Source organism: Bradyrhizobium sp., from assembly GCF_035484855.1.
In the GTDB taxonomy this organism is placed as follows: domain Bacteria; phylum Pseudomonadota; class Alphaproteobacteria; order Rhizobiales; family Xanthobacteraceae; genus Bradyrhizobium.
The window spans coordinates 20,737-31,231 of sequence record NZ_DATHOP010000085.1; the positions used below are offsets into that span (position 1 = coordinate 20,737).

Below are 10,495 nucleotides of genomic sequence, written 5' to 3' on the forward strand. Positions count from 1 at the left end.
CTCGTCCCGGCCATCCACGTCTTCGCGCTGCGTCAAGAAAGACGTGGATGCCGGGCATGACGACGATTGAGTTTAGACGCCGCCTCCTTCAATTCGTCGGTAGGGGCACCTGGTCGTCGATCAGCGCGTCGAGTGTCGCTTTCACATCGACCTTGGGATCGATCACGCCGGCCTGCTGCAGCGCCAGTCCCGCAGCCAGAATCGATTCGCGCTGCGGCGCGCCGATCCGGCTGGAGGTCAGATCGGTGCGCTCCTTGAGCTGCTTGTCGACGACGGCGTCGGACAATTTTGTCACCGCGATGAAGGTCTTTTTCAGCTCGTCGTAATTCGCCAGCGAATATTTGCGCGCGTCCTCGTAGGTGGCGAGCACGCGGCGGACGATATCGGGATGATCTTTCAGGAATTCCTCGCGCACATTGAGGATGCCCCAGGTGTTGGCGTCGGCATTCCTGTAGAACAGTTTTGCGCCGTCCTCGATCTCCGCCTGCGCCATCATCGGGTCGAGCCCGGCCCAGGCGTCGACGTCGCCGCGAATCAGCGCGGTCTTGCCGTCGGCGTGCTGCAGCAGCACCGGCGTGATGTCCTTTTCGCTCAGGCCGGCGCCGAGCAGCGCACGGACCAGGAAGATGTGCGGATCGGTGCCGCGCGTCACCGCGACACGCTTGCCCCTGAGGTCGGCGACATTAGAGATTTTGGAATCCTTGGTCGTCACCAGTGCCGTCCATTCGGGGCGCGAATAGACATAGATCGACTTGATCGGGTTGCCGTTGATCTTCGCCACCAGCGCCGCCGAGCCCGCCGTGGAGCCGAAATCGATCGATCCGGCATTGAGGAATTCCAGCGCCTTGTTGGAACCGGCCGACTGCACCCAGACGATGGAAATTCCATCCTTGGCGAATTCCTTCTCCAGCAATCCCTTTTGCTTCAGGATCATCGACACCGGATTGTAGGTCGCCCAATCCAGATGGATTTCCTTGAGCGCGTCCGCGGCGAAGGCGGCGCCGGGAGCAAGCGTCGCAACCGCGATGATCGCAGCCAAGGCGCGGCGTGAAATCTTGAGCATCGTCAATGTCCCCCCATATCGGAACGATCAAAGCAGATTGCAGCGAAGCGTCAACGCGACCGGCGCTTCCAGCCTTCCGTAACCCCTTCCCACTATAGAAAACCTCGTTTCAGTTCAATGAGTTAAACGTCGGGCGTCAATGAGAAAATCTGCACACCCGATCCCTAGCGCCGAGAACAGCCTTGCTCAAAGCAAGCGGAATCCAGCATGGATGGACTGTCATCCAACAATGTCCCGTGACAGCGTCGATGCCGTCCGATATCGGGATAGCTCATGGACAGCGTCGTGACCCAAACCCGGCCCGTGGCCGACGAGCGTTTCGACACCGCGCGGATCGCGGCGGCGGTCGACGCGCTCGCCGAAAAACATGCCGGGCGCGAGGATTTGTTCCGCGCCGCCACCGCGCAACTGTTGAAGGCCGAGATGATCGCGGCGCGGGCCACCGCGCAGGCCGTGCTGCTCAGGGATCGCCACGGCCGGCGCTGCGCCGAGCGGCTGTGTTTCGTGCAGGACGAAATCATCCGCATCCTGTTCGCGGCCGCCACGCGGCATCTGTATCACTCGCCGATCCCCTCCGGCGCCGAGCGTATGGCGGTGGTCGCCACCGGCGGCTATGGCCGCGGCCTGATGGCCCCCGAATCCGACATCGACCTGTTGTTCATCCTGCCCTACAAGCAGACCGCCTGGGGCGAGCAGGTCGCCGAAGCCATCCTCTATTGCCTGTGGGACATGGGGCTGAAGGTCGGCCACGCCACCCGCTCGGTCGACGAATCGATCCGGCAGGCGCGCGGCGACATGACGATCCGCACCGCGATCCTCGAAACACGGTTCCTGACCGGCGACAAGCCGCTCTATGACGAGCTGGTCGAGCGCTTCGACCGGGAAGTCGTGCAGGGCACCGCGGCCGAATTCGTCACCGCCAAGCTCGCCGAGCGCGAGGAACGCCATCGCCGCGCCGGGCAGTCGCGCTATCTGGTCGAGCCCAATGTCAAGGACGGCAAGGGCGGATTGCGCGACCTGCACACGCTGTTCTGGATCGCAAAATATGTCTACCGCGTGCGCGAGACCGATGAGTTGCTGGAACGCGGCGTATTCGACGCGCAGGAATACCGCACCTTCCGCCGCTGCGCCGATTTCCTGTGGTCGGTCCGCTGCAACATCCATTTCTTCTCCGGCCGCGCCGAAGAGCGGCTGTCGTTCGACATGCAGCGGGAGATCGCGATCCGGCTCGGCTATACCTCGCATCCCGGCATGCAGGATGTCGAACGCTTCATGAAGCACTACTTCCTGGTCGCGAAAGACGTCGGCGACCTCACCGCGATCCTGTGCGCCAAGCTGGAGGACCAGCAGGCCAAGCCCGCGCCGGTGCTGAGCCGGATGATGGCGCGGTTGCGGCCGAGCACGGTGCGACGGCGCGTGCCGGACAGCGACGATTTCATCGTCGACAACAACCGCATCAACCTCGCCGCGCCCGACGTGTTCAAGCACGACCCGGTCAATCTGATAAGAATCTTCCGGCTGGCGCAGAAGAACAACCTGGCCTTCCATCCGGACGCCATGCGCACGGTGACGCGGTCCCTGAAACTGGTCAACACGCAACTGCGCGACGATCCCGAAGCCAACCGGCTGTTCATGGAGATCCTGACCTCCAACGATGCCGAAATCGTGCTGCGGCGCATGAACGAGACCGGTGTACTCGGCCATTTCATCCGCGCCTTCGGCAAGATCGTGTCGATGATGCAGTTCAACATGTACCACCACTACACGGTGGACGAGCATCTGTTGCGCTGCGTCGGCTATCTGCAGGAGATCGAACGCGGCGGCAATGACGAGTTCATCGTCGCCAGCGACCTGATGCGCAAGATCCGCCCCGAGCACCGCGCGGTGATCTACATCACCACGCTGCTGCATGACATCGCCAAGGGCCGCCCCGAGGATCATTCGATTGCCGGCGCCAAGGTGGCGCGGCGGCTGTGCCCGCGGCTCGGCTTTTCCGCCGCCGACACCGAACTGGTGGCCTGGCTGATCGAGCAGCATCTGACCATGTCGACGGTGGCGCAGTCGCGCGATCTCTCCGACCGCAAGACCATCGAGAATTTCGCCGCCGTGGTGCAATCGGTCGAGCAGATGAAGCTGTTGACGATCCTGACCACTGCCGACATCAGGGGCGTCGGCCCCGGCGTCTGGAACGGCTGGAAGGCGCAGCTGCTGCGCACGCTGTACTACGAAACCGAGCCGGTGCTGACCGGCGGCTTCTCCGAGGTCAATCGTGCCAAGCGCATCGCCGCCGCACAGGCGGAGTTTCGCGCAGCGTTCACGGAGTGGCCGGAAGCCGAACTCAACTCCTATGTCGGCCGGCACTATCCGGCCTACTGGCTCAAGGTCGAGCTGCCGCGCAAGATCCGCCAGGCCCGCTTCATTCGTGCCAGCGAGCAGGCGGCCCACAAGCTCGCGATCAATGTCGGCTTCGACGAGACGCGGGGCGTCACCGAACTGACCATCTGGGCGGCCGACCACCCCTGGCTGCTGTCGATCATCGCCGGCGCCTGCGCCTCGGCCGGCGCCAACATCGTCGACGCCCAGATCTACACCACCACCGACGGCCGCGCGCTCGACACCATCGCGATATCGCGGGAATACGACCGCGACGAGGACGAGGCACGGCGCGCGACGCGAATCGGCGAGATGATCGAGGACGTGCTGGAAGGCAAGCTGCGGTTGCCCGAAGTGGTGGCGAGGCGCGCCGCAGCCCGCGGCAAGGCGCGGCCGTTCGTGGTCGAGCCGGAGGTCATCATCAACAACCAATGGTCGGACCGTTACACCGTGATCGAGGTGTCCGGCCTCGACCGCCCTGGCCTGTTGTACGAACTGACCACCGCGATCTCGAAGCTCAACCTCAATATCGCCTCGGCCCATGTCGCGACCTTCGGCGAGCGCGCCCGCGACGTGTTCTACGTCACCGATTTGCTCGGCGCGCAGATCAACGCGCCCACGCGACAGGCCGCGATCAAGAGCGCGCTGGTCCATCTGCTCGCCAACGACGCGGCCGTCGCGGCGTAATGTCAAAGGCTGTGAGACTTCCCCGCAACGTCCGGGCGGTCGTGTTCGATATGGACGGGCTGCTCTTCGACACTGAAGCACTGTACCGGGATGCAACAATGGCCACCGCAGCGGACGGCGGTCACGATATATCGCTTCCCTTCTATCTAACCACGATAGGAACGCCGCTTGAGGCAACCCGCATGGCTTTCGTTGCGCGTTGCGGACAAGGGTTCGATTTCGACATCTTCTGGACCAAGGTGAAAGAGCGGTTCGACGAGATGACGCGATCGCAACTCCGCCTGAAGGCAGGCGTCGTCGAGCTGCTCGATTTTCTGGATGATGCCGGGCTACCGCGCGCGATTGCCACATCTTCGCGCCATGAGGATGCGCAGCACCACCTCGGCTTCCATAAGCTCACCGAGCGATTCGAAGAAATTGTTGCGCATGGCGACTATTCGCGCGGCAAGCCGCATCCCGAGCCGTTTTTGAAAGCCGCCGAACGCCTCGGCGTCGAGCCGGAATTGTGCGTCGCGCTCGAAGACTCCTACCACGGCGTCCGAGCCGCGTCCGGAGCGGGAATGATGACCATCATGGTGCCGGACCTGTTCCCGGCTACGACCGAGATGGAGGATTTGTGCGTGTGCATCGCCAAGAATCTCCATGAAGTCCGTACCCTGATCAGATCGCAACCAATCGCCTAGAACCTCGTGATCGGCTGCAGCGCTTCGCCGGTACCGAGCGCGCGCAGCGGGGCGGTGTCGCAATAGACCGTCTCCTCGGCGATCTTGCCGTTCCGGATGCGGAATTTGTCGACGCCGCGCCAGCTGAAGCGTTGGCCATTGACGATGCGGGTGGTCTGCCACTCGACGATCACGACGTCGCCGCGTGAGGTCCAGTCCAGCAATTGCCAGACGAAGTCCGGCGCGGCCTGTGTCTGCACCTCGAGCAGGCGATCGAGTTCGCTGCCCTTCACCGTCCGGCCGACCATCGGCGTTTTCAGCAAGCCTTCCGGATGCCAAAGTTCCAGAAACGCCTTGCCGTCGCGCGCCGCCCATGCGGCCGCAAACCGGGTCACGAAATCCTGAATTTCCGCGTCGGTCATCTGGTGTCTCCATGTTGAATATGAGGAGACGCTTAAGCGCATCGACACCGCCCGTCTGGCGATTAACGGACGTGACGTTTTGGAATTCGTCATTGCGAGGAGCGAAGCGACGAAGCAATCCATCCTTGCTTGCGGCTCGATGGATTGCTTCGCTCCGCTCGCAATGACGGCTCCTAAATCGCCACCCCTTCGTGCTGCAGCAGCCAGCGCTTGCGCGCGAGCCCGCCGCCATATTTGACCAGCGAGCCGTTGCTGCCGATCAGCCGATGACAGGGCAGCACGACGCTGATCGGATTGGCGCCGTTGGCGTGGCCGACCGCGCGCATGGCGTTCGGCGCGTCGAGTTTCAACGCCAGCGCGCCGTAGCTCATCGTGGTCCCGGCCGGAATGTTCGGCAATGCGTGCCAGACCTTTTGCTGGAACGGCGTGCCGGCGACGCGCCATTTGATCGCGTTCAGGGCAGCGAGATCGCCTTTGAAATATCGCTTCAGTGCCGAGAGCGTGTCCCTTGGGGCCTTCGCCGCATTCAGGACCACGGAGCCGTATTGGCGCCGCAACAGTTGGCGCATCCGGGGCTCAAAATCCTCCCAGTCCAGCGCACGCAGAGCGCCTTCGGCATCGGTGACGAGCAGCGCCGTGCCGATCGGCGTTTCCAGGCGGTCGAGACCGAAGATTTCAGGCAGCTTCGCGTTCATGGGCGACCGGCGATGGCACCGGATGCGGGATGCAAGCGGCCCATAGATGCTGCGCGGCATAGGCTCGCCACGGCCGCCAGCGCTCGGAGCGCGACAGCAATGCGGCGGGCGACGGACGAAGGCCATCAGCGTCCGCCATCGCGCGCAGCAATCCGATGTCGGCGGCGGGAAATGCGTCGGGTTCGCGCAGCTCGCGCATCGCGATGTATTGCGCGGTCCATTCGCCGATCCCCGGCAGCGCCCGCAATTTTGCGACCGTCTCCTCGAGGCTCGCGCTTCGGCTGAAGATGGCGGGGTCGGCGGCAATGGCTGATGCCAGCGACGTCACCGCCATCGCGCGGGCCCTGGGCATGCCGAGGCCGGCGAGGTCGGCGCCGGCAACTCGTGCGGGCGACGGAAACAAGTGGCTGAGACCCTCGCCATCCCGCAGCCCCGCGGGCAGCGGCGCGCCATAGGCCGCCACCAGCTTGCCGAGCAATTTGATTGCCGCCGGCACCGTGATCTGCTGGCCGAAGATCGCGCGCACCGCAAGCTCGAAACCGTCCCAGGCGCCGGGCACGCGCAAGCCCGGCCGGGCCGCGACCAACGGCGCCAGCACCGGGTCGAGCGCCAGATGCGCGCCGATCAAGTCGGGATCGGCGGCGAGATCGAACACCCGCCGCACCCGCGCGATCAGTTGCGGCAGCGCCGCCATATCCGGAAATCGAATCGAGACGTCGACACGGTTTTTGTCCGCAGGCGTGACACTGATGACGCCGCTGTTGTCGCCGACCGCGATCGTGCGCCGATAGACGTTCCCCGAAACCATCTCGACGCCGGGAATGGCGCGCGCCGCGAGATACGACAGCATCGCGTCCCAGTCATAGGGCGGCCGATAGGCGAGACGCACCGACAGCGCACCGGCCTCGCGCCGGGTCCTGTCGCGGACACGCCGCAGGCTCGCCGGCGGACGTCCGAACATCTCGAGAAAGGTCTCGTTGAAGCGGCGGACGCTGTTGAAGCCCGAGGCCAGCGCGACCTCGGCCATCGGCAGCGAAGTCTCGTGGATCAGTTGCTTGGCGAGCAGCACCCGCCGCGTCTGCGCCACCGCGATCGGCGAGGCCCCGACATGCCGGTGAAACAGCCGCCGCAACTGCCGCGCGCCGACGCCGAGGCGATTGGCGAGGCCTTCGACATTGGCGCCATCGAGGCCGCCGGCCTCGATCAGCGCGAGCGCGCGGGATACCGTGTTGCCGGTGCCACGCCAGAAAGCGAGATCGGGCGAGGTTTCCGGGCGGCAGCGCAGGCAGGGACGGAGTCCCGCCTCCTGGGCCGCGGCGGCGGACGGATAGAACGACACATTCTCGAATTTCGGCGTGCGCGCCGGGCAGATCGGCCGGCAATAGATGCCGGTGGTTTTCACGCCGACGAACAGCCTGCCGTCGAAACGGGCGTCGCGGGTCGAAATCGCGCGGTAGCAGGCGGTGCGGTCCATATCCATCGGCAAATCATGGTTCATTGCCAGCCGCTTGTCTCGCGGTTTTCGGACATCGTCAGTCCGCAAAAATCAGACAGGTGGTGGTGCCATGGGCAAGCAGCCGCCCTTTGCTATCGGTGATCCGCCCCTCGGCGGTTCCGACGCGCCGACCCCGGGTCAGCACGGTGCCTTCGGCCGTGATCACTCCCGTCTCGGGCGTGATCGGCCGCAATAGCGAAATCTTGAATTCGAGCGTGGTCGAGCCAAAACCCTTTTCGAGGGTCGACTAACAGCCAGTCCCATGCAGCTGTCGAGCAACGTGGCCGAGAAGCCGCCATGCACGGTGCCGGCCGGATTGAGATGGCTGTCGTTCGGCCGCGCGGTGATGACGACCCGGCCGCTCGCCGCCTCGGTGATATCATAGCCCAGTGTCCGGGCGATCGTATTGAGCGGCAGCGTCCCGTCGGCGAGCCCCTGGACGAATTCCAGTCCGCTCATTTCGCTGCGCCGCTCGGCGCTGACGGTGCCATAGGTCTTGCTTGCGATGTCCATGCCGGCAATATCGTCCATTGGGGCAGGCCTGTCTCGCGGTTTCCGGACGTCGTCAGGGCGACCGAGGCTTCGATCAAGAACCTTCGCGCGGCGCCGCGCGCGACATGCTAGCGTGGGCCGACAAGCCTGCTCGGGGGAACGCCGCATGATCTGGATCGCCAATGTCCTGGTGACGCTGGTCGCCGCGCTGCATGTCTACTTTCTGGTTCTGGAGATGTTTCTCTGGACCAAACCGCTGGGGCTGAAGACGTTTCACAACACGCCCGAAAAGGCCGCCGATTCGTCCGTGCTGGCCGCCAATCAAGGCCTCTATAACGGCTTTCTCGCCGCCGGCCTGCTCTGGGGGCTGCTGCACGGCAATCCCGGCTTTTCGTTCCAGATCAAGACGTTCTTCCTGCTGTGCGTCATCGTTGCCGGCGTCTATGGCGCCGCCACCGTCAGCCGCAGGATTCTGTATATCCAGGCGGCGCCCGCCGCGCTTGCCTTGATCCTGCTCTGGCTGGCGTGATTTCGTTCTCCCTATTTCCCCGCCCCAACTTGCATTGGCCCGCCCCTTCCCCCACACTCGCGCCAACGATGGCGTGCCGTTACAGCCGGACCAGACCATCGGAAAAATCATCCACATGAGGGAACGCAGCGACATGAGGAATGGGATTTTTCATCTGCTCACCGGGACCGCGGTTGCGATCGCGCTGTCGGCATCGCCGGCATCGGCACAGAAGAAATACGACACCGGCGCGACCGACACCGAGATCAAGATCGGCCAGACGGTGCCGTTCTCCGGCCCGGCCTCTGCCTACGCCACGATCGGCAGGACCCAGGCCGCTTATATGAAGATGATCAACGATCAGGGCGGCATCAACGGCCGCAAAATCAACCTGATCCAGTATGACGATTCCTACAGCCCGCCGAAGGCCGTCGAACAGGTGCGCAAGCTGGTCGAGGACGACGAGGTGCTGTCCACCTTCCAACTCCTCGGCACGCCCTCGAATGCCGCCGTGCAGAAATACCTCAACGCCAAGAAAGTCCCGCAGCTGCTCGCCGGGACCGGCGCATCCAAATTCACCGACCCGAAGAATTTTCCCTGGACCATGGGATTCAACCCGAACTATTTCGTCGAGGGCCGCATCTACGGCCAGTACATTATGAAGACCTATCCGAACGCCAAGGTCGGCATCCTCTACCAGAACGACGATCTGGGTAAGGATTACCTGAACGGCATCAAGGCCGGCCTCGGCGAGAAGGCCGCGACGATGGTGGTTGCGGAGGCGTCCTACGAGGTGGCCGATCCGACCATCGATTCCCAGATCCTCAAGATCAAGGCCGCCGGCGCCGACGTGTTCTTCAGCGCGTCGACCCCGAAACAGGCGGCCCAGGCGATCAAGAAGATCAGTGAGCTCGACTGGCACCCGGTGCACATCCTCGACATCAACGCCTCCTCGGTCGGCGCGGTGATGAAGCCGGCGGGGCTGGAGGCTTCCAAGGGCGTGATCAGCGTCAATTACATCAAGGACCCGCTCGACCCGACCTGGAAGGACGACGCCGGCATGAAGAAGTATCTCGACTTCATGGCGAAGTATTATCCGGAGGGCGACAAGACTTCGATCTTCAACACCTACGGCTATACCACCTCGCAGATGCTGATGCAGGTGCTCAAGCAATGCGGCGACGATCTCACCCGCGAGAACGTCATGAAGCAGGCGACCTCGCTGAAGAACGTCGTGCTCGACCTGGCGCTGCCCGGCATCGTCGCCAACACCTCGCCGACCGACTATCGCGTCAACAAGCAGCTGCAGATGATGAAGTTCGACGGCGAGCGCTGGCAGCTGTTCGGCCCGATCATCGAGGATACCGGCGCCGCCGGGTGACATCGGCGCCTGGTCGGACTGAATCGTCACGGCAAAACGACGTCATGCCCGGGCAGAAGCGCGAAGCGCGTCTTCGCGCTAGATGTCCCGGGCATCCACGTCTCTGCCGGCCAGGGCATGATGGGACGGATTTGAATCGATTCGCCGTGAGCGCGAAGCGCCAGCGATCCGGTGCTCCGGGGCGCAGCCGCAGGGCCTTACCAAAAAATCGCAAAACAACCCCATGCAAAGGAGAAGATCCCGACTTGCAGACCTGGTGTGGTCTCGCGTCCGGGCTTGAGAAAATGGTCCGTCGTCGCGACCCTGAGCCCATCCCGCTCTGGCCGGCCTGACTTCGTTCACCTTATCCCCCCACCATCGTCTTGCAATGCGGGATGGCTTCATCCAGTATCGCCATAGCGATGGCGTTCAGCGCGGCTGGACAGGACCATCGGAAAAAATCACCCACATGAGGAACGCAGCGATATGAGGAACGGCATTTTTCATCTGCTCACCGGGACCGCGGTTGCGATCGCGCTGTCGGCATCGCCGGCATCGGCACAGAAGAAATACGACACCGGCGCGACCGATACCGAGATCAAGATCGGCCAGACCAATCCGTTCAGCGGCCCGGCTTCCGCCTATGCCACCATCGGCAAGACCCAGGCCGCCTATATCAAGATGATCAACGACCAGGGCGGCGTGAACGGCCGCAAGATCAACCTGATCCAGTATGAC

9 protein-coding genes and 1 pseudogene are annotated in these 10,495 nt (G+C 63.6%); 5 read left to right on the forward strand and 5 right to left on the reverse strand.

Annotated elements, in window-relative coordinates; all coding sequences use genetic code 11:
- Window positions 1-88: 88 nt before the first annotated feature.
- A complete protein-coding gene (locus tag VK804_RS09640) occupies window positions 89-1,063 on the reverse strand; it encodes an aliphatic sulfonate ABC transporter substrate-binding protein (RefSeq protein WP_325370330.1) in 975 nt (324 codons plus the stop codon).
- A gap of 273 nt (window positions 1,064-1,336) precedes the next feature.
- Here VK804_RS09640 and VK804_RS09645 point away from each other — a divergent pair, with 273 nt between their 5' ends.
- Complete coding sequence (locus VK804_RS09645) at window positions 1,337-4,123, forward strand: [protein-PII] uridylyltransferase (protein ID WP_325370332.1); 2,787 nt, start codon at window positions 1,337-1,339, stop codon at window positions 4,121-4,123.
- Complete coding sequence (locus VK804_RS09650) at window positions 4,123-4,806, forward strand: HAD family phosphatase (protein WP_325370334.1); 684 nt, start codon at window positions 4,123-4,125, stop codon at window positions 4,804-4,806. Before VK804_RS09645 ends, VK804_RS09650 begins: the two co-directional genes overlap by 1 nt.
- On the opposite strand, the gene VK804_RS09655 is transcribed toward VK804_RS09650, so the two are convergent.
- From VK804_RS09655 to VK804_RS09675, 4 genes and pseudogenes are all read right to left on the reverse strand, one after another.
- Window positions 4,803-5,207, reverse strand: coding sequence for a nuclear transport factor 2 family protein (locus VK804_RS09655; RefSeq protein ID WP_325370336.1), 405 nt, complete (start codon window positions 5,205-5,207; stop codon window positions 4,803-4,805). The two genes, VK804_RS09650 and VK804_RS09655, sit on opposite strands and share 4 nt — an antisense overlap.
- A 173-nt stretch (window positions 5,208-5,380) precedes the next feature.
- Window positions 5,381-5,902 (reverse strand): methylated-DNA--[protein]-cysteine S-methyltransferase, encoded by a 522-nt coding sequence (locus tag VK804_RS09660; RefSeq protein ID WP_325370338.1) that lies wholly within the window; start codon window positions 5,900-5,902, stop codon window positions 5,381-5,383.
- Window positions 5,883-7,400 (reverse strand): AlkA N-terminal domain-containing protein, encoded by a 1,518-nt coding sequence (locus VK804_RS09665; protein WP_325370340.1) that lies wholly within the window; start codon window positions 7,398-7,400, stop codon window positions 5,883-5,885. Before VK804_RS09665 ends, VK804_RS09660 begins: the two co-directional genes overlap by 20 nt.
- Window positions 7,401-7,434: 34 nt before the next feature.
- Window positions 7,435-7,910: pseudogene (locus VK804_RS09675) on the reverse strand (PaaI family thioesterase).
- A gap of 145 nt (window positions 7,911-8,055) precedes the next feature.
- Here VK804_RS09675 and VK804_RS09680 point away from each other — a divergent pair.
- The 3 genes from VK804_RS09680 to VK804_RS09690 all read left to right on the forward strand — a co-directional run.
- On the forward strand, window positions 8,056-8,418 hold the full coding sequence (locus VK804_RS09680; protein ID WP_325370346.1) for a DUF1304 domain-containing protein: 363 nt from the start codon (window positions 8,056-8,058) through the stop codon (window positions 8,416-8,418).
- A 133-nt stretch (window positions 8,419-8,551) separates the two neighbouring features.
- Window positions 8,552-9,778, forward strand: a complete 1,227-nt coding sequence (locus VK804_RS09685) for an ABC transporter substrate-binding protein (protein ID WP_325370348.1) — start codon at window positions 8,552-8,554, stop codon at window positions 9,776-9,778.
- Between the two features lie 465 nt (window positions 9,779-10,243).
- The coding region (locus VK804_RS09690; RefSeq protein ID WP_325370350.1) for an ABC transporter substrate-binding protein at window positions 10,244-10,495 on the forward strand (252 nt) is incomplete at its 3' end.